Source organism: Nocardia canadensis, from assembly GCF_032656385.1.
In the GTDB taxonomy this organism is placed as follows: domain Bacteria; phylum Actinomycetota; class Actinomycetes; order Mycobacteriales; family Mycobacteriaceae; genus Nocardia; species Nocardia canadensis.
Genome location: NZ_JAVCWB010000002.1, coordinates 704,063 through 723,436, shown reverse-complemented (window position 1 = coordinate 723,436; position 19,374 = coordinate 704,063). Strand labels below are relative to the sequence as shown.

General features: G+C 68.1%; 21 protein-coding genes. 13 read left to right on the top strand and 8 right to left on the bottom strand.

What is annotated here, in order from left to right:
* Positions 1-13: 13 nt before the first annotated feature.
* A complete protein-coding gene (locus Q7X29_RS06565; RefSeq protein WP_218719429.1) occupies positions 14-226 on the bottom strand; it encodes a hypothetical protein in 213 nt (70 codons plus the stop codon).
* A gap of 67 nt (positions 227-293) precedes the next feature.
* Positions 294-548: a hypothetical protein gene (locus Q7X29_RS06560; RefSeq protein WP_316573535.1), complete on the bottom strand. Its 255-nt coding sequence runs from the start codon at positions 546-548 to the stop codon at positions 294-296.
* A gap of 141 nt (positions 549-689) precedes the next feature.
* Between Q7X29_RS06560 and Q7X29_RS06555 the strand changes: the two genes are divergently transcribed.
* Positions 690-1,124, top strand: a complete 435-nt coding sequence (locus Q7X29_RS06555; RefSeq protein WP_218719427.1) for a DUF7832 domain-containing protein — start codon at positions 690-692, stop codon at positions 1,122-1,124.
* A 97-nt stretch (positions 1,125-1,221) separates the two neighbouring features.
* On the opposite strand, the gene Q7X29_RS06550 is transcribed toward Q7X29_RS06555, so the two are convergent.
* The 4 genes from Q7X29_RS06550 to rplN are packed head-to-tail and all read right to left on the bottom strand — an operon-like array spanning position 1,222 to position 2,665.
* The gene (locus tag Q7X29_RS06550) at positions 1,222-1,407 is read right to left on the bottom strand and encodes a type Z 30S ribosomal protein S14 (protein ID WP_014981705.1); all 186 of its coding nucleotides are present in this window, start codon (positions 1,405-1,407) and stop codon (positions 1,222-1,224) included.
* 4 nt (positions 1,408-1,411) lie between these two features.
* On the bottom strand, positions 1,412-1,975 hold the full coding sequence (gene rplE, locus Q7X29_RS06545; RefSeq protein WP_019045062.1) for a 50S ribosomal protein L5: 564 nt from the start codon (positions 1,973-1,975) through the stop codon (positions 1,412-1,414).
* Between the two features lies 1 nt (position 1,976).
* Positions 1,977-2,294 carry a 50S ribosomal protein L24 gene (rplX, locus tag Q7X29_RS06540; RefSeq protein ID WP_019045061.1) on the bottom strand — a complete coding sequence of 106 codons (318 nt, stop codon included), beginning with the start codon at positions 2,292-2,294 and terminating at the stop codon, positions 1,977-1,979.
* Between the two features lie 2 nt (positions 2,295-2,296).
* Positions 2,297-2,665, bottom strand: a complete 369-nt coding sequence (rplN, locus tag Q7X29_RS06535; protein ID WP_043647623.1) for a 50S ribosomal protein L14 — start codon at positions 2,663-2,665, stop codon at positions 2,297-2,299.
* Between the two features lie 303 nt (positions 2,666-2,968).
* On the opposite strand from rplN, the gene Q7X29_RS06530 reads away from it, so the two are divergent.
* The 12 genes from Q7X29_RS06530 to Q7X29_RS06475 all read left to right on the top strand — a co-directional run bounded on the left by Q7X29_RS06530 (position 2,969) and on the right by Q7X29_RS06475 (position 14,107).
* Positions 2,969-3,415 (top strand): hypothetical protein, encoded by a 447-nt coding sequence (locus tag Q7X29_RS06530; RefSeq protein ID WP_316573534.1) that lies wholly within the window; start codon positions 2,969-2,971, stop codon positions 3,413-3,415.
* A 132-nt stretch (positions 3,416-3,547) separates the two neighbouring features.
* Positions 3,548-5,584, top strand: a complete 2,037-nt coding sequence (locus tag Q7X29_RS06525) for a M13 family metallopeptidase (RefSeq protein ID WP_449411935.1) — start codon at positions 3,548-3,550, stop codon at positions 5,582-5,584.
* Positions 5,585-5,692: 108 nt separating this feature from the next.
* Positions 5,693-6,670: an ABC transporter substrate-binding protein gene (locus Q7X29_RS06520; RefSeq protein WP_316573533.1), complete on the top strand. Its 978-nt coding sequence runs from the start codon at positions 5,693-5,695 to the stop codon at positions 6,668-6,670.
* A 40-nt stretch (positions 6,671-6,710) separates the two neighbouring features.
* Positions 6,711-8,060, top strand: a complete 1,350-nt coding sequence (locus Q7X29_RS06515) for a SagB family peptide dehydrogenase (RefSeq protein WP_316573532.1) — start codon at positions 6,711-6,713, stop codon at positions 8,058-8,060.
* 93 nt (positions 8,061-8,153) lie between these two features.
* A complete protein-coding gene (locus Q7X29_RS06510; RefSeq protein ID WP_316573531.1) occupies positions 8,154-8,504 on the top strand; it encodes a hypothetical protein in 351 nt (116 codons plus the stop codon).
* 60 nt (positions 8,505-8,564) lie between these two features.
* On the top strand, positions 8,565-9,656 hold the full coding sequence (locus Q7X29_RS06505; RefSeq protein ID WP_316573530.1) for a hypothetical protein: 1,092 nt from the start codon (positions 8,565-8,567) through the stop codon (positions 9,654-9,656).
* A gap of 39 nt (positions 9,657-9,695) precedes the next feature.
* The gene (locus Q7X29_RS06500) at positions 9,696-10,286 is read left to right on the top strand and encodes a hypothetical protein (protein WP_316573529.1); all 591 of its coding nucleotides are present in this window, start codon (positions 9,696-9,698) and stop codon (positions 10,284-10,286) included.
* 502 nt (positions 10,287-10,788) lie between these two features.
* A complete protein-coding gene (locus Q7X29_RS06495) occupies positions 10,789-11,316 on the top strand; it encodes a DUF3558 domain-containing protein (RefSeq protein WP_316573709.1) in 528 nt (175 codons plus the stop codon).
* Positions 11,317-11,368: 52 nt separating this feature from the next.
* Entirely contained in the window at positions 11,369-11,710 is a 342-nt protein-coding gene (locus Q7X29_RS06490; RefSeq protein ID WP_316573528.1) for a hypothetical protein, read from the top strand.
* Entirely contained in the window at positions 11,710-13,059 is a 1,350-nt protein-coding gene (locus Q7X29_RS06485) for a hypothetical protein (protein WP_316573527.1), read from the top strand. The genes Q7X29_RS06490 and Q7X29_RS06485 overlap by 1 nt, the downstream gene beginning before the upstream one ends.
* Positions 13,056-13,871: an ESX secretion-associated protein EspG gene (locus Q7X29_RS06480; RefSeq protein ID WP_316573526.1), complete on the top strand. Its 816-nt coding sequence runs from the start codon at positions 13,056-13,058 to the stop codon at positions 13,869-13,871. Before Q7X29_RS06485 ends, Q7X29_RS06480 begins: the two co-directional genes overlap by 4 nt.
* Positions 13,872-13,873: 2 nt before the next feature.
* Positions 13,874-14,107 (top strand): hypothetical protein, encoded by a 234-nt coding sequence (locus Q7X29_RS06475; protein ID WP_316573525.1) that lies wholly within the window; start codon positions 13,874-13,876, stop codon positions 14,105-14,107.
* A gap of 97 nt (positions 14,108-14,204) precedes the next feature.
* On the opposite strand, the gene Q7X29_RS06470 is transcribed toward Q7X29_RS06475, so the two are convergent.
* Positions 14,205-14,537 carry a VOC family protein gene (locus Q7X29_RS06470; RefSeq protein WP_218719414.1) on the bottom strand — a complete coding sequence of 111 codons (333 nt, stop codon included), beginning with the start codon at positions 14,535-14,537 and terminating at the stop codon, positions 14,205-14,207.
* Between the two features lie 116 nt (positions 14,538-14,653).
* Positions 14,654-19,354 carry a non-ribosomal peptide synthetase gene (locus Q7X29_RS06465; RefSeq protein WP_316573524.1) on the bottom strand — a complete coding sequence of 1,567 codons (4,701 nt, stop codon included), beginning with the start codon at positions 19,352-19,354 and terminating at the stop codon, positions 14,654-14,656.
* Positions 19,355-19,374 lie beyond the last annotated feature (20 nt).

Sequence of the window (19,374 nt, the reverse complement as noted above, 5' to 3'; positions counted from 1 at the left end):
CGGGACATGCCCGTCAGCGGGTCACACACACCATGCTGAGCAGCGGGCCGTACGGATTCTCCGCACTCCCCGCGAGAACGAGCAGCCCACCGACCGGACTGCAGAGCACATCCAGACTCGACGACCCACTGTCCGCGACCGGCGCCTCGGCCTGGGCGGCGGTCGCGGTGACGACCGGGGCGAGGAGGAACAGGGCAAGAGCGGAGGACACGGCAAACTTCTTCATGCGCCTACCGTGCCGTCCGCCCCCGCTGTGCGCACGCCCCGAGTTGCCGGGGCAACAGCTTCGAGGGCTATCCGACGATCATGCACATCAGGTCGTACAGCGGCGGCTTCTCTACGCTGCCCGTGGCAAACAGCACCTGCGCGATCGGCGAGCAGATCAGCGCGGTCTCCGAGGACCCCGAGCCACCCTGCGAGGAACCGGTGCCGCCCTGCGCCGAACCGGAGTCGGCGACCGGCGCGGGCGTGACGGGGGCGGCGGTGGCGACGGCGGGGGCCGACAGCAGGGCACAGGACAGAGCGGCGACAGTGACGAACTTCTTCATGCGCCAAGGGAACACGACGCGAGCATTCCACAAGAGTGAAATCCGAATATTTCACCCATCTTCCGGAAGCGCGGGCGGCGACCGGCCGAATTGTCGGTGCGTACTGCGATCCTGAGGCTCCATCGACCACAGGGGGAAACCATGACCTACGACGACTGCGGCTGGCACTCGGACACGACCTCCGAGCTGGGCCTGGACAGCGAGGCGGGAGCGACCCACATCGGCATGTTCTACGCCTGGGCCGTCGCGCACGACCTGCATTCGCCGACCGCGCTCGTCTGGGGCGAACCGGAGCCCCGGCCACGGCCGGAGCTGGCGGCCCTGCGCGAGCGCGCGAAAACCCCCGGCCGCTACCTGCTCGACCACTGCTGCGGTGAGCTGAACGAGGGCCACCTCAACGCCCGCGGCCAGGCCTTCGCGGCGGCCGTCTACCGGCAATACCTGCGCGCCTACGACCGCGTCCCCGAGGTCGCGCGCTACGAGACCACCTATCACGTCCCGGACACGTGGGAGATCTACGACGCCGTCACGCCACTGCTCGACGAGGCGTGGGCGGAATGGCAGCACCTCGGCTGACCCGTGCCGCGAACACACGAAGGCACGGACTCCACTCGGAAGTCCGTGCCTTCGTTCGTTATTCGCCTAGGTGGCTGCGCTCACGAGGAGCGCGGGGTCACCAGGAGCTCTTGTGCACGCCCGGGAGCTCGCCACGGTGGGCCATCTCGCGCAGGCACACGCGGCACAGGCCGAACTTGCGGTACACCGCGTGGGGGCGGCCGCAACGCTGGCAGCGGGTGTAGGCGCGGACCGCGAACTTCGGCTTGGCGTTGGCCTTGTTGACCAGTGCTTTCTTGGCCATGTGCTCAGTTCTCCTTGAACGGGAAGCCGAGGTGCTTGAGCAGCGCACGGCCTTCTTCGTTGTTGGTCGCAGTGGTCACCACGGTGATGTCCATACCGCGCGGGCGGTCGATGGAATCCACGTCGATCTCGTGGAACATCGACTGCTCGCTGAGGCCGAACGTGTAGTTGCCGTTGCCGTCGAACTGCTTCGGCGACAGACCGCGGAAGTCGCGGATACGCGGCAGCGCGATGGAGACCAGACGATCCAGGAACTCCCACATGCGGTCGCCACGGAGGGTGACCTTGGCACCGATCGGCATGCCCTCACGGAGCTTGAACTGCGCGATCGACTTGGTGGCCTTGCGGACCTCCGGCTTCTGACCGGTGATCAGCTCGAGGTCCTTGATGGCACCGTTGATCAGCTTCGCGTCACGGGCGGCGTCGCCGACACCCATGTTCACGACGACCTTGACGACGCCCGGGATCTGCATCACGTTGGCGTACTCGAACTCGCTGTTCAGCGCGTCCTTGATCTCGGCGCGGTAGCGCGCCTTCAGCCGGGGCTGAGTCTGCTCAGAGGTGGTCATGTCAGATGTCCTTCCCGTTCTTACGGGAGATCCGAACCCGCTTGCCGGTCTCTTCGTCGGTGCGGTAGCCGACGCGAGTCGGGTTACCGTCGGAGTCGACGACCATCACGTTGGAAACCTGGATGGGGGCTTCCTGGGTCACGATGCCACCCGAGGAGGCGCCACGCTGGTTCGCGGAATCCGCGACGTGCTTCTTGATCCGGTTCACGCCTTCGACGAGAACCTTGCCGGTCGCCGGGTAGGCCTGGATGACCTTGCCCTTGGCGCCCTTGTCCTTGCCCGAGATGACGAGGACGGTGTCACCCTTGTGCACCTTCATGGTCAGAGCACCTCCGGGGCCAGCGAAACGATCTTCATGAAGCGCTTGTCACGCAGCTCACGGCCGACCGGGCCGAAGATGCGGGTGCCGCGAGGATCGTTGTCCGGCTTGATCAGCACGGCCGCGTTCTCGTCGAACTTGATGTAGGAACCGTCCGGACGGCGGCGCTCCTTGACGGTGCGCACGACGACAGCCTTGACGACGTCGCCCTTCTTGACGTTCGCGCCGGGGATGGCGTCCTTCACGGTGGCGACGATGATGTCACCGATACCGGCATAGCGACGCGACGAGCCACCGAGCACGCGGATGCAAAGGATTTCCTTCGCCCCGGTGTTGTCGGCGACGCGCAGTCGCGACTCCTGCTGAATCACTTCAGCACCTCCTGGACCTGGATGTATACGTACGCCGGATTGCCGACCCGACGCACATGGTCAGTCACCCTCCGGACGCGCGCCTGCCAGCGGAAATACCTACCACTGGGGGTTCACTGCCGGATTGCGGGCGCAGAGCTCCCGCAGGCAACCGGTCTAGTGTAGGTGAATCCCCAGGTCGACCCAAATCGGGGGTCGTTCCCACAAATCTGAAGCAGATATGTTTCAAATCTCTGTGGGCGCGGTCACGCCGTTGCTACGGTCGCCCTGCTCGTCGAGGTACGAGCTGATGAGGAGTCGCACATGCACATCACCCTGCCGACCACCCGCCGGATCGCGACCACCGCGAGCGCCTTCGCCGCCGTGCTCGCCCTGGCCGCCCCGCACGCCACCGCGGGGCCGATCATCGACATGCTCACCGACACCCTCACCGTCGGCTGCACCTCCAAGATCGATGTCGTCGGCCTCGACGACTACGTCGGCGCGCAGGTCGACTTCGTCGCCAACGGCAAGTTCTTCGCCAGCGACACCGTCGACCTGGAGGTGAACGTCGGCGGCGTCACCGTGGCCAAGGCTACCGCCTACTACCACGTCGAGACCGAGGTCGAGGTGCAGCTGTCGCTGCTGCTGCACGCCACCGGAGCACCACTGGTCACCAAGCGCGTGCCCACCGTCGCGAAGATCCTGAACGCGGGCAGCGGACTGGCCTGCGACATGGCGACCGGCAGCGCGGGCATCTCCTCGGACTAGCCGTCCCCGATCCGGCCCGCAGAACGGGCCGGGCTCACCGCTACCTCCACCGATCGGCCCGCCCGCCGGTAGCCTGGGCGGGCTGGATCGCAACGAGCAGGGGTGCGGCTGCCGCATCGGGGAAGGAACCTAGTGACATCGTCCGGTCGTCCGTCGGTCGTGGATCGGCGCGCATTCCTGATCGCCATGGGCCTGGTGCCCGTCGCGGCCGCGCTGGCCTCCTGCACGTCCGATTCCCCCGAAGTGAAGCTCACCGGCGTGGACATGGGCGGCGGCGATCCGGCGATCCGCCCGCAGGACGACCTGTACCGCCACGTCAACGGCGCCTGGCTGCGCGACTACCAGCTGCCGCCGGACAAGTCCTCGGTCGGCGCCATCACCGACGCCAACGACCGCACGCTCGAGCAGCTGCGCGCGATCATCGAGGGCATCAAGGACCCGAAGCCGGGGTCGGAGGCCCAGCAGATCAAGGACCTCTACGACGCCCGCCTCGACCTCGACGAGATCGAGCGCCTCGGTATCACGCCGCTCAACGGCTTGTTCGGCGCGCTCGACAAGGCCGCGGGCAAGCCCGAGCTGGCCAAGGTTATGGCCGAGGCGCCGATCTCCGGGCTGATCGGGATGGGCATCGGCATCGACCGCAAGAACTCCAGGGCCTACATTCCCAGCGTCAGCCAGGCCGGGCTCACCCTGGGCGAGCAGTACTACCGCAAGCCCGAGTTCGCGACGCAGCTGGCCGGCTATCAGACCTACCTCGAGCAGCTGGCCAAGGGCCTCGGCATGGCCGACCCGGCCGGGGTGGCGCAGCGAACCGTCGACCTGGAGAAGCGGATCGCCGCGAACCACTGGGACAGCGTGCGCCTGCGCAACACCGACGCCACCTACAACCTGATGAGCTGGCAGGAGCTGACCGCGCTCGGCCCGCAGTTCGACTGGGATCCGTGGCTGGCGGGCATGACCGACCGGCCCAAGTCGCTGTTCGACAAGATGGTCGTCGGCCAGCCGTCGTTCATCACCGCGGCGGCGCAGCTGTGGAGCGAGGTCGACCTCGCCCAGTGGCGCGACTACCTCAAGCTGCACATCGCCAACACCTACGCGCGCTTTCTGCCCAAGGCGATCGCCGACGCGCGCTTCGACTTCGTCGGCCGGGTGCTCAGCGGCCTGGAGGAGAAGCCGGAGATGTGGCGCTCCGCGGTGGGCGTCGTCGACGACAATCTCGGCGAACCGCTGGGAAAGCTGTACGTGGACAAGCACTTCCCGCCCGCGGCCAAGGAACGCGCCATGGAGATGGTCGACGACCTGCGCGCCGCCTACCGCGACAACTTCACCAACTCGACGTGGATGTCGCAGCCCACCCGCGAGGCCTCGATCGCCAAGCTGGACAAGATCGTCGCCCAGATCGGCTACCCCGACAAGTGGGTCGACTACTCCTCGGTGCAGGTGACCCGCGGCAAGCTGATCGAATCTCTCATCGCCATCAACGCTTTCGAGTCCAAGCGCGCGTTCGCCCGGCTCGGCACCGAGGTGGACAAGTCGGAGTGGAGCATGTCGCCGCAGACGGTGAACGCCTACTACAGCCCGACCACCAACCAGATCGTCTTCCCCGCGGCCTACCTGCAGCCGCCGTTCTTCGACAAGGACGCCCAGGACGCGGTCAACTACGGCGCCGTCGGCTCGACGATCGGGCACGAGATCGGACACGGCTTCGATGACCAGGGCTCCAAGTACGACGGTGACGGCAACCGCCGCGACTGGTGGACGCCGGAGGATCGCGCCGCCTTCGACGCCAAGACCCAGCAGCTCATCGAGCAGTACGACGTGCTGGTCCCCGAGGGCGCGCCCGAGGGACAGCACGTCAACGGCGCGCTGACCGTCGGCGAGAACCTGGCCGACCTGCGCGGCCTGCAGATCGCGCTGGCGGCGTATCAGAAGCTCGCCCAGCGCACCGGCGAGCAGCCCGACTTCCGCACCATGTTCTTCTCCTGGGCTCGGCAGTGGCGCGACAAGCAGACCGAGGAGGCGACCCTGCAGTCCCTGCAGGACACCCACTCGCCCAACGAGTTCCGCTGCAACCAGGTCGTCCGCAATATCGGCGAGTTCTACACCACGTTCGAGGTGAAGGACGGCGACAAGCTGTTCATGCCGCAGGACCAGCGGGTGACACTGTAGGGACGATTCCCCCTCCGAAACCGACGTAGGTTAGCCTAGGCTGACCTACGCTGGAACCGGCTCGACGAGCCGATCGAGGAACCTTCCTCGATGAAGGAGGATGCAACGATGACGTCTGTTCGGACTTCGCGCGGCTGGCGGCGCGTGGCCGTGGCCGCACTCGCCGGTGCGCTCGCCTTCGGCGTCGCCGCCTGCGGTTCCAGCGACGATGCCGCGGGCTCGGGTGAGCCGGTCTCCATCACCCACGCCAAGGGCGAGACCACCGTCACCGGGACGCCGACGAAGATCGTCGCCCTGGGCAACCAGTGGCTCGACACCTCGCTGGCGCTCGGCGTCGTCCCCGTCGGCTACATCGACAACGTCTCCGCGGTCTCCAAGAGCACCCCGCCGTGGGAGCCGGAGAGCCTGAAGTCGGCCAAGGCCCTCAACACCACCGGCAGCATCGCCGAGCAGGTCGCCGCGCTGGAGCCGGACCTGATCCTGGCCGATCCGTTCATCGCCGATCAGAAGACCTACGACGAGCTGTCCAAGATCGCGCCGACGCTGCCCGCGCTGACCAAGGACGCCGTCACCCCGTGGCAGGAACAGGTCACCGCGCTGGGCAAGGTGCTGCACAAGGAATCCGACGCGACCGCGGTGATCAAGAAGGTCGACGACAAGATCGCCGCGATCAGCGCCGCCAACCCGGGTCTGAAGGGCAAGACCTTCGCCAGCACCTGGCTGGCGAGCCCCGCGCAGCTGATGGTGCTGACCGACCCGAACGACGGCTCGGCCAAGGTGTTCACCCAGCTGGGCATGGGCATCCCGGCCGACCTCACCGCGCAGCCGTCCAACCAGGGCCGCCTGGCGCTCTCGCCGGAGCGCGTCGACGAGCTGTCGGCCGACCTGCTGCTGGCCGGCTACTCCCCCGGCCTGGACGAGAAGTACCGCCAGCTGCCCGGTTACGGCGAGCTGCCGTCGGTGCGGAAGGGCTCGGTCGTCTTCTTGACCACGCAGGAGATCAGCGCCATCAACCAGCCCTCGGCGCTGTCGGTGCCCTACATCCTCGACAAGCTGGGCCCCGCCTTCGCCGCCGCGGCGAAGTAGCACCTCTCCCACCACGTTCGACCCCAGCAAGGACTGCGCTGTGCTCGCCTCCACGTACCCCGCCCAGACCCGATTCTCGCTGCGCGCCGGAGTCACCTGCCTCACCACCCCGGCCGGGGCGGTGCTGCTGAATCCGCCGCGCAACGTGAAGCTGACCGGGCTGGGCGCGGGCGCGCTGCAGGCGTTGAAGACGCTGAACCAGGGCCCGGCCACGGCGGCCGAGATGTCGACCGCCGCCGCCGGTGACGACATCACCGGGCTGATGCGCAAACTCACCGACGGCGGCTGGCTGGCCGTCACGGTGCGCGACGGCGGCCGCGACCTCTACAGCATCCGCCCGTTCGCCGAGCCGGCGCCGCGTCCCGAGGTGCCCCTGCCGACCTGGTCGGCGACGCTGTCGAAGTTCGCCGTCCTGCACCGCGACGCCCAGGGCTTCGTGCTCGAGCACCCGCGCGCGTGGTGCGATCTGCGCGTGCACGACCCGCGGCTGCTGGCGCTGCTCGACGGTCCGATGGCCGCCGATTCGCCGGTGCCGGCCGCGGTGAAGTCGCAGTTCATGGCGGATCTGCAGTGGTGCGGTTTCCTCGTCGACGGCGACGAGGAGGAGCACGAGTTCCGCACCCGCTCCTGGAGCGCCCCCGACCTGTGGTTCCACCGCCGCAGCACCCTCGGCGCCCGCACGGTGACCTGGGACGACTTCGGCCCGACCCGCTGGGCCGACGGCCGCTTCCCCGAATTGCCCGCCCGCCGTGCGCCGTTCGCCGGCGAGCCGATCGCCCTGGCCCGCCCGGACCTGGACGGCCTGCGCGCCGCCGACCCCAGCCTGACCGCCGCCCTCGAGGATCGCGTGTCGACCCGCGCCTTCGACGACGCGGCCCCCATCACCGCCGACCAGCTGGGCGAGCTGCTGTTCCGCAGCGCCCGCACCCGCGCCGACGGCTCCCGCCCCTACCCCTCCGGCGGCGGCGCCTACGAGCTCGAGATCTACCCGGTGATCCGCAATGTCGCAGGCCTGGACAACGGGATGTACCACTACGACTCGGCCGACCACGTCCTGCGCCCGGTCGCCCCCGCCGACTCCCCCGCCGTCCAGAAGCTGCTGAAGTCCACCTCGGCCACCCTCGCCGGCGGCGCCGAACCCCAGGTCCTGCTGCTGGTCTCGGCCCGCGCGGGCCGCGTCATGTGGAGCTACGAGCAGGTCGCCTACGCCAATATCCTCAAGCACGTCGGCGTCCTCATGCAGACCGTCTACCTGGCCGCCACCGCCATGAACCTCGGCGTCGTCGCCCAGGGCTTCAGCGACACCGCCGCCTTCGCCACCGCCACCGGCCTCGACGAACTCGAGGAATGCAACGTCGGCAGCATCATCGTGGGCTCGCGCACCGCCTGAAACTCCCACGAGATCCATCTCACCTCCGGGGAACCGTCGGCGGGTCCGGCGCGTCCAACCTTTCGACGTGCTTCCTATCGGATCGAGGGGTTCATGAACGAGGACTGGTCGGCGCCGGCCCGTGCGGCGAACGACGCGTTGCGCGCGCAGATCGACGCGATGCTCGACTCGTTCACGGCCGACAAGTCCGCGCTGCTCGACGCCCAGGCGCGGGCGACCGAAGCGGTCAGCGCGTGGTCGGCCGATAACCTGGTCCGGGTCACCGGCACCATCGCCGGTGTCAGCGAAGTGCACATCGAGCCCGACGCCTTCAAGCGCTCGACACCGGATTCGCTGGGCCGCTCGATCACCGAGGCCATCACCGCCATGACCATCGAGGTGCGGCAGATCCAACCCCGTTCGAACGGACTCCCGCTATCAGCCTGGACCACGTGGGGCGACTGAATGCTCTCCGCTGGCCGAACCTGCCGAGCATCCGAAGAGAAACGGGAGGAAGAACAACCCTTGGACTACTGGCGCGGCATAGTCAATACGATTCTTTATTCTGTTCAGTTCGAGGCAGAGCTGGATGTGAGCGTGGCAAATCGGATCGCCGAGGGACTACTGGAGCGGCCAGTAGGGCTCTTATCGGCTGACGACGAACACACCTCACTCGCCGCCGGACTGCGCTCCGGTGCGCCGCTGCCGACCCTGGTCCAAATGCGACACCCGGCGGACGAGCTGCGCGAGTTCCTGGCCCTGGTCGTCGACCGCATGGATTCGATGCGGCCATGGCCGGTACCTCCCTACGTCCAGCTACCCGACGAATACTTTACGGAGCTCCACGGAAGCCTGCCTATCGCTCGGATATCTCATAGCCCTGACGAGACAGCAGCGCGACTCTCGCGGGGGTTCTCGTTCGACGGCCAAGGTCTGCAGTACTTGCTACTACGTTTGAGATCCGGCATCGTGGTCGGATTCGTGTCACCGTACTGGAACGGAAGCGCCGACGTCGCTGTCTTTTGCATCGACCCGGATCGCAACGGGGACAACGCTCTTCGTGAACTCATGGACACCGGCCGACTGGCGCCAGGAGCGATCTTCGAACTGGAGGAAGCCGGTACCTTGCCGACTGCGACCAGGTACGACACGACGCCGATGCATCCCGAATTCCGCGGTGAGAACCTCCCGGGAAACACGGTGTGGCGCGGAGCGCGAGTCGACTACTTGGACTACACAGCGCGACAACACTTCCGGCTGCACGGCTACGGTGGCGCGCTGCAGGACTCCAAGGGCACACTGTTCGACACGACCGCAGCGGTGACGCTCTGGACGCCGCACGGCGGTCGAGCGATATTCGTCATGGATCATGACGGCTACTTGTACTCTGCACCCTTTCACATCGTCGGAAAGTTTCATCCTTCGAGTTTGCTGGCAGGCGCCCCGGTCGCTGGAGCCGGGGAAATTCAGGCCGTGGCGGGGCAGGTGCTGTTGATCAGCGACAGGGGGAACCACTACCGGCCGGCCCGGCACTACACGATGCAGGTCATCGACAGCCTGCGACGACAGGGGCTGGATGTCTCGAACTGCAGAGTCGAGTATCACTCCGAGTCTTGAGATGCCGTCGTCTACCGTTGATTTCGAGGAGAAACGCCAGTGTCCTTTGATCAGCCGCTCGATACTGCGGAGCAGGTAGCGGAGTACCTCCGGCGAGTGCTGAACACACGGATCGAGTTCGACGTTCGGGAGACGCCGACGGTGTGGGTGTGTCAGCAGCGGCCGCATGCCGAGGACTTGCGGAGGGATGCGGAGATGGCCGAGCGTGCGTCGCGAGGGATTACTCCCGAACCCGGTGGTGGGTACGCGGTGTATGGGATCGTGAAGAAGAACTCGCATGTCTTTCATCTCGGCCAGAATCCGCCGGATCATCCGGCGCGGTTGCTCGATCGGTCGTCCTGGGACGATACGTACTTCGGGACAGGGCAGATTCATCCGAAGCCGTGGCAGGTGCGGATCGACCTGGTCGGAAATGACGGGCGAGTGCTGACGTATCGGATCCAAACCGTCTCCCGAGCAGATCCGCCGCGGGAGCCGATCGATCATTACGTCACCGTCGACAGCATAAGCAGGAAGGTCGACTATCGCGTCGATCGGTTATCGCGGTTTCTCGTCGATGCGGTGCGGCCCATCACCGATTCGCAATACCGTCGCGAACCCTGGTTGACCACCGCGACATTCGACCTCTGAGCCGTGCGGACCACGACGATCATCGGCTCCCGACCGATGCGAATCTCGGGATAGGGGCGGTGGTGGCGATCTACCTGGTTGTTCGGCGGGCTTCGAAGACCGAAGAGGCGGTGACGTATCGGTTCGGCGGGGTGGAGCATCGGACTACTCGGTGGTGTTCGCTGACGAGAAGGAAGATCACCTCGGGGTGCTGGCCGCCGGGCTGGTGATCAGTCGCCACCGTGCTGAAGGGGTGTAGGCGCGATTCGTCAGTAGACAGTCTTGAGCTATCGGCTCCGTGCGAAGGACCGCCGCCGGTAGTCATCAGGACCTGGCTGGCGTTCACTGCGAGGAGGTTGTGTTCGGGTCGGGTGGGTATCCGTAAGGTCGTCAGCGATGGCGGACGGCCGCAGGCGGGGATGGAACCGGTCGGGGGTTGGGTGCGTCTAAGGATGTAGTGGCGGGGAACTGTCGCATCTGACCAGGTAGGAGAGCTGTGCGAGGCGTTGTGGTGATACGGGCCATGGTCTGTGGGCTGGCCGGTGTGGCGGTGCTTGCTGGGTGTGGGGATACCGAGCAGGGGGCCGGCGCGCCTACGAAGGCGGGGGCGACCGAGGTGTTCAACCCGTGTCGGGGGGCGCTGTCGGATGAGGTGCTGCGGAGCGTTGGATTGGACCCGACGACGAAGCTGGTCACGACTGATCCACCGAGTGGAGTGTCCGCATGGCGAATCTGCGACTGGGCACCGACCGATGATCGATACGGTTCGGGCCGCCGTATGGTCGGTGTCGGCTCGACCAGCCACACGCTCGACCAAGCCAGGGAGAAGGACGGCGTCACCGTCATCCGGGAGACCACGGTCAACTCCCGCCCCGGACTGGTCTCGAAGGAGAACAGCACTCCCGACATCTGCTACGTGTCATTCGAGGCTGAACAAGGCATGTTCGAAGTGACGGCAGCCTGGCTGAGTACTGAGGGGCCTCGAGTCGGCGATCTCTGTGACATGGCGGGGAAGTATGCGGCAGCGCTAGAGCCACACCTGCCGAAGTAGATACGGGGAGGGTATGGAAATGACTCAGGATCACGCCGCATACTGGCGGAACATGAAGCAACAGGCCGTCGACGGCGAGCTCGAGATCGACGAAGGCCTCGGCCAGGCGATCGCCGACGTCGCAAACCAGTATGTGATCGACCTCGAAGCGCAGAAGCTCGTCGCGAGCAAGCTCGACCGCATGACGGGATGGGGCGGTCTTCCCTCTGCAATGGCGATCCAGAAGAAGCTCGAGGCCAAAGCCACCGCCGACGAATCCGCGGTACAGCGCTTGGAACAGCACATCGCCATCGCCCGCGATCAACGCGATACCTTTCTCGCAGCCATCGGCAAACTACAAGCCGTCGACCAGCAGACCGCAGGCGAACTCGGAGCGACGGGAGCTGGCATCTGATGTCGTTCTGGACCGACGGCACCATCGGTGAGTTCTTCTTCCACGCCGGCACATTCGGCATTTTCAAAGTCGCAGACAACTATGACCGGGCAGACGAGTTCAGCAGGCTCGATCAGGATGGCCGGGAAAAATGGGAGGGCGATCGGACCATCATCAGCAGCGAGTGGGCGCGGCTGAGCGCCGATTCCGGACTGACAATGGACAAGGCATCGGTGACCGACCCGGAGCAGTTCAGTACCTGGTCGCACCTGAAGATATGGGAAGCGCTCAACGGCAAGGACGGCGCGGCCGGTGTTGATGCGACGGAGGTCAACGCCGGTGCGGATGGCTGGCGGCGGCTCACGACAGGGACCGAGACCGCGGTCAACACGTATCGGACCAACTTCGAGCGAGTGCTGTCCGAAAAGTGGTCGGGGCAATCGGGAAACGCGGCAATCGACGCGGTCAAGAGCTACACCACTGACGCAGCGAAGCTGCATACGGCGTTTCAGATGGTCGCCAACGGCATCGACCACATGGAAGGTCTCCTCGGGCAGGCGAAAATCGCGATTCCTAAGCCGGAGAACGTATCCAGCTTCGACGAGTTCATCAGCCACATCCCCGGCAACGGTGTGGTCAAGGCCGCGAAGCACCGGGCCACCGAAGCAGAGGAAGACGCCCGGCTCTTCATGATTGGTACCTACCAGCCGGGTTCGATCGTTGTCGACAAGCAGACTCCGGTCCTGCCGCTGCCAGTCAACAACACCGAGAATCCCGGCGACGGCGATCCCAAGACCCGCAACGGCAACGACGGGACCACCAACGGGACCACCAACAACAACGGCACTACGCCGGGAACCGATCCCGCTGGGACGCAGGAGAATCCCGGGACGACCTCGCCGCAGACGACCGATACCGGTGACGATCAGAACGACGACGGCACCGACGACAGCAGTGACGACGACTCGACCTCGCCCAGCAGCACCGATCCGTCGGCGACCACGCCCGCCACGACGACGCCGGGAACCGGGCAGCCGACGACCCCGGGTGACACCAAGACCGGCGGCTCGCCCGGCGGAGGATCGCCCGGGTCCGGTGTGTCCACCGGCGCGGGCGTGCCCGGTGCGGGGCGCAGTGTGTCGGGCACGCCAGGTGGCGCGGCCTCCGGCGCTCGGGCGGCGACGGCGGGTACCGCCGGTGCGCGGGGTATGAGCGGCATGCCCGGCATGATGGGCGGCGGGCGTGGTGGCAACGGCAAGGACGACGAGAACGAGCACACCAGCCCCGATTACCTCATTCAGGATCGGGAGAGCGAGCTCATCGGCCAGTTGCCGCCGACCCTGCCGCCGGGTGGAGTGATCGGCGCGTGAGCTGGGAGCAAGCCTTGGAGGACAGGGAACCGACGCGAGGCGAGCAGGTGCCGCTGGGCCGCTGGCGGCTCGACGCGCACGCGTTCGCCATCGGCGTCGAGGGCCATGGGCGGGACCGGCTGCCGTATCCGCTGACCTTTCGCCCCGAGTTCGCGGAGACGATCGAGATCCATGCCGAGCGGCGTCGGGCGGCCGGGCTGCGGCTGCAGCAGGTCTACGACCAGCGGCTGCACAAGGTGTTCGGCGCGCTGCTCGAGCCGGAGGTGCGGGTCGAGATCGAGGGCCTGTGCGGGCCCGGTCAGACCGAGGTCGTGCGGGTCTACGCGGGGATCATCGAGGATCACGCGGCCTTGGCGGTGCAGGCGCACGGGCCGACCCGGGACGAAGGTGGCGATCTCACGCTGAGCATCGTGCCGCTGGCCGAACTGGCCGCCGAGATCGTCGCGGCGCTGCCGCGCGTGCCGGGCGGGACCACGCCCCGCTTCGAGGGGCGCCGCAGCGATCTCGACGCGGCCACCTACGCCAGGCATCCGACCCGCCTGTCCACCGTCGAGCAGACGCAGCGCTTCTTCCGCCGGGCCCGGATCGGGACCGGCGAGATCACCGTCTACCCGGGCTACCAGGTCGACGCTCGACCCACCGGCGACGGCAAGGCTTTCCTCTGGCTGGACTACCCCGACGACGGCCGATACCTGCTGCAGCACCAGGGCCCCGACGAGTTCACCGTCATCCCCGGCCCACCCGCCGAACTGACCCACCGGCTCGCCCGGCAGATCGCGATCTGCGCCGACCGACGGTCCGGTCGGCGCTGACGATGGCGATCTACCTGGTCTTCCGGCTGCGTTCGGAGGCGGACGACCACGTGGTCTACGAATACGCCGGGGTGGACCACGTGTTCGACCGGACGGTCGTGATCAGAACCGCCGACTACGCCGTCAGCACGCCGGACGGCGAGAGGGGCGGGCCGGCCGCGCGCGTCGCCGGAAAGGCGATCCACGGGCACCGGACCTCCGGAACATGGCTGAAGGTCGGCTCGCAGCAGTCGTAGTTCGAGACAAGCGCCACTGCATTGTCATCGCTGATACCTCCGACCTGATCGACGCCATCGCGGCCCGGCCCCGGAGGGGGACGCCCGGCCGGGATGTCTACTTCCCGCGCAGGCCGAAGGGGTTGCCGTCGGGATCGGTTAGCACGCAGACGCGCAGGCCGGGGGCTACTTCCCGGGGCGCGGAGTGTTCGGTGGCGCCCGTGGCGAGCAGGGCGGTGCGGGTGGCGTCGACGTTCTCGACGTCGGTGAAGGCGATGGGGCCCGCGCCTGCGTCGCCCTGGGGGTTGAGGCTGATTTCGAAGCCGTCGACGTTGTAGCCCACGTAGTAGGGCTCGTCGGTGTGGGGAGTGCCGTAGAGGGCGGTGTAGACCTTCTTGGCCGATTCCAGGTCGGTGACGGGGATGACTACGGCGCCGATGGTGGGGCTCATCTTGGCTTCCTTCCGAAGGGTGTCGGTGAAGAACGTGATGCTCCGTCCGCCAGCCTAACCACCGGAAACGGCGAAAGCGGGCAGCCGGGGCTGCCCGCTTTCGCCGGTGTCTCGCGTCAGATGGCGTCGGCCAGAGCGGCGATCGCCTCGGTCCAGAGGTCGGCGAAGCGTGCCGCCTGGGCTTCGGTGAACAGGGCCGTGCTCCAGCGGAAGTTGGTGGTCAGGGCGGGGCCGTCAGGGGTGGTGCCGATGCCGGCGATGACGTCGACCGCGTACCGCAGCGGCAGGTCGGGTTCGGGGTCGAGCGGCAGGGCCGCGTCGTGGGCGCCGACCAGCAGGGACCAGGGATTGCCCTCGGTGCCGGACAGGTCGATGCGGCCCAGGTAGTTGAACTCGACCTGGGGCTCGGCCGCGCCGCGGAGGTCGGGAACGCGGTCGACATAGCGGAGCAGGCCGTAATCGAGGCCCTGGTGGGGGATCTCGCGCAGATGTGTCGCGACGCTGTCCAGCAGAGCGCGGGTGGCGGCCTGATCCGCTTGCGCGCGGGCGACATCCACCGCGTGCTCGCCGACACCGAGGCGCACGGGGAACACGCTGGTGAACCAGCCGAGGGTGTTGGCGGTGTCGGTGCCGAGTTCGGCGTCGGCGCGACCGTGACCCTCCAGCGCGATCAAAGCGCCTGCGGCGGGGTCGTTTCCGTTGTCGGCATGCACCGATGCCATGGTCATGGTGAGGGCGGTGAGCAGCAGCTCACGGACACCCTCGTCCTTGCCCGCGCGGGCCAGCAGACGTTCGGTCAGGGCGACCGGGGTCGCGACCGTGCTGACGCGCAGAGTGGACCAGGTGTCGGTGGCCGGGGCGGGCACTCGCGCGCCCAGCGCGGCGTCGGGCGCGGCGACCTGGGCGGCCCAATAGTCGCGCTGGACCAGCACTTCCGGTTCGGCGGCGCGCTGCCACAGGGCTTCGGACCACTGCCGGTAGGAGGTGAACTCGGGCAGCATCTTCGGCGTCACCCCGGACTGGACCTGCTGCCACGCGGCGGCCAGGCCGTCGATCATGATGTGCCAGGAGACGACGTCCACGGCGAGGTGATGGATCGCCAGTAACAGGACGTCACCGTCGTTCCCGGCCACACCCGAGGTAGTGCCGCCGACCGCCGCCGCGGCATCCGCACCGGCGGCATCCGCGCCACTCCCGGTCCCGGCGAACCACACCGCCCGGACCATGTCGCCCGCGCGCGGGTCGATGGCGTCGTTGGCGGTGCGCGCGAATTCGGTGATGGCCGAGTCGAGTTCGGCACCGGTGAGGCCGCGCGGCGCCTCGATGACGACATCGGCGGCCCGCACCGCACCGGGCGCCCTGGTGACCATGCGTGGTCCGTCGGGAGTGTCGGTGAGCACGGCGCGCAGGGTGTCGTGCGCGTCGAGCAGGGCTTGCAGCGTGGCTTCCAGTCCGGCGCGGTCGATTTCGGCGGGCAGGCGCAGCAAGGCGCTCTGGGTGAAGCGGCGGTAGTTGCCGTACTCGTACATCCACGACACCACCGGCAGCGGCGGAACCACCCCGTAGGCGTCGGCGCCGGACTGGGCGGCCACGGCCGGGCCGTCGTCGGCCGCGGCGGCGAGTTCGCGAATGGTGGGGCAGGCCAGCACCATTCGGGGATTGAGCGCGATGCCGCGGCGCCGGGCCTTGTTGACCAGGGAGATCGCGACGATGCTGTCGACGCCGAGCTCGTAGAAGTCGGCGTCGACGCCGGGGGCGCGGCCGTCGAACAGTTCGGCGAAGACCTCGCTGAGCGCGATCTCGGTGGGGGTCTCGGCGGCGGCGTTGCCGTCGGCGGCCGAGAGGGTCCGCTCGGCGAGTTCGTGCAGGGCGTGCCCGTCGAGCTTGCCGTTGACGTTCACCGGCAGCTGCTCGAGGACGACGATCCGCGCGGGAATCATGTACGCGGGCAGGCGCTGGGCCAGGTCGGCGCGCACCCGGCTGACGACCACCGCGCGTCCCGCCTTGCCGACGACGAAGCCGACCAGCGAGGCGCCACCGGCGCGCCGCACCACGGTCACCGCGGCGGTGTCGATGTCGGCGGAGCGGCGCAGGGCGGTCTCGATCTCGCCGACCTCGATGCGGTAGCCGCGCACCTTGACCTGCGCGTCGGCGCGGCCCAGGTAGCCGAAGCGGCCGCCCGGCAGCCTGCGCACGAGGTCGCCGGTGCGGTACATGCGCTGACCCGGCCGGTGTGGGTCGGCGCAGAAGCGGTCGGCGGTGATGGCGGGCTTGCCGAGGTAGCCGCGGGCCAGCTGCACGCCCGAGAGGTAGAGCTCGCCGACGATGCCGGGCGGCACCGGGCGCAGCCGCGAGTCCAGGACGTATCCGGCCATGCCGCCGTTGGCGGTGCCGATGGTCGGGATCTCCGAAGTGGCGACCGGGGCGACGACCGCTTCGACGGTGGTCTCGGTGGGGCCGTAGCAGTTGTAGACGGCCGTGCCGGGCAGCGCGCGCAGGCGAGCCCACAGGGCGGTGTCGATCGCCTCGCCGCCGAGTGCGAGCACCGGCAGCTCCCGGTCGAGCAGGCCCGCCGCCGCCAGCTGCGCCAGCATGGACGGGGTGGTGTCGATCATGTCGATGCCGAATTCGGCCATGGCGGAGACGATCCGGTGCGCGTCGCGCATTTCCTCGGCGTCGAACAGGTGCAGCGCCTGACCGGCGAAGAAACCGACCATCGGCTGCCAGGACGCGTCGAACCCGAGCGACCAGGCGTGCGCGATCCGCAGCGGGCGGCCGAGCTTCGCCATCGCGGGGCGGTAGAAGCGCTCCAGGTGATCGGCGAAGTACCCGGCCAGGGCGGCATTGGTGCCGACGACGCCCTTGGGCTCGCCGGTCGAGCCGGAGGTGAAGATGATGTAGGCGCTGTGCTCGAGCTCGCGGCGCACCGCGGGGGCCTGCGCGGGGCGGGCGGCGACGCGGTCGACGACGGCGGGGTCGTCGAGCAGCAAGATTTCCATCGATCGCTGATCGACCCGCGCCGAATCGTTCCCGGCGCGGGGCGACCCGGCATCGATCGCTTCCGATCCGCCGAGTCGGTGACGGTCTCCCGCCGAACCGAGGGCGATACCGTCGAGCAGCGCACGATCCTTGCCGAAGGCGATGGCGAGCACCGGGTTCGACTGACGCAGAATGGATTCGATGCGGCCGACCGGCAGCGAGATATCGACCGGCACATAGGCGGCCCCGGCGGCGAAGGTCGCAAGGATGGCGACGATCGACGCGGTGCCGCGCGGGAGCATCAGGGCGACAACGGTTTCCGGTCCCACTCCGTGAGCGGCGAACTCCCCCGCCAGCCGGCAGGCCTGATCGTGCAGCTCGCGATAGGTGAAGACCTCACCCGAGGTGGTGGTGAGCGCGGTCGCGTCAGGTGTCGCTGCGGCCTGGCGCGCGAACAGTTCCCACGGCGTGGCGGTCGGCGCGGGCGCGATATCGGTTGCCGCCGAGCGTAGTTCGGCGTGCTCCTCGACGGTGAGCAGGTCGATCGCGTCGAGCGTGGCCTCGGCGTCGAGCCCGGGCAGCGCGCGCAGCACCGCGACCAGGCGAGCACCGAGATCGGCGGGGTCGAGGTGGCCGAGCAGGGCCGGGATCGCCTCGACGAGGACCAGCAGATCGCCCTCGCTCAGGTGCGAGACGACGGTGAGCGGGTAATGGGCCAGGCTCTCCATCTCGATCGGCCGGAACCGCGCGCCGTCCGGCGCGGTGACGGTCTGGATGGCGTCGTCGATCGGGGCGTTCTCGAAGACGAACAGGGTGTCGAACAGCGATCCGTGCCCGGCCGCGCGCTGCAACGTCGACAGGCTCAGGTAGCCGATGTCGCGCATGGCGGCCGACTCCCGTTGCAGGCGAGCGCATTGCGCGACAACCGGCTCGGCGGGCTCGAGGCGGTGCACGACCGGGACGGTGTTGATGAACAGCCCGACCATGCCCTCCACACCCGCGAGCTTCTCGGGGCGGCCGGAGATGGTGGTGCCGTAGACGACATCGCGACGATCGGTGATCCGGCCGAGCAGCAGCGTCCAGGCGAACTGGACGGCGGTATTGAGCGTCATGCCGTTGGCGCGGGCCCAGCGCTGCAACCGCTCGGTCTCGGTGGCGGACAAGCGGAGTCGCGTGGTCTGCGGCACGGCGGAACCGCGCTCGCCGGTGCCGTCGGCGAGCACCAGCGGTGCGCTGACCCGCGACAAGTACTCGGCCCACCGGCGGGCGGCGGCGTCGTGATCCTGGGCGCCGAGCCAGCCGATGTAGTCGCGGTAGGGACGCGGGGCGGGCAGCCCGTCGAGGCTGCCGCCTGCCTGGTAGACGGCGAGCAGTTCGGTGAAGAACACCGCGACCGCCCAGCCGTCCATCAGAATGTGGTGCGCGGTGAGGATCATCCGCTTGCGCGGCTCGGGCGCGTCGGTGACGTCGAGCAGCAGCACCCGCAGCGCCGGGCCCCGGTTGAGCGCGAACGGCACGCGCCGCTCGGATTCGGCGATCGCGTCGAACTCCGTGGTGCGCGCGTCGCGCTCGGTCCAGGGCAGCTCGGCGCGGGACGGGATGATCTGCACCGGCTTGGGCACATCGGTGTCCCAGAACGCGGCACGCAGGTTCGGATGCCGGTCGAGCATGGCCTGCGCGCTGCGGCGCAGCAGCTCGGCGTCGAGCGGGCCATCGATGTCGACCACGAATTGCATCGTGTACAGGTCGATCTCGGTGCCCGCCAACCGCGACAGCGAGAAGAGCCCCTCCTGCAGCGGGCTCAGCGCCAGCACGTCCTCGATCTGCGGGGCACTCATGCGATGTCCTTCCGTCCCTG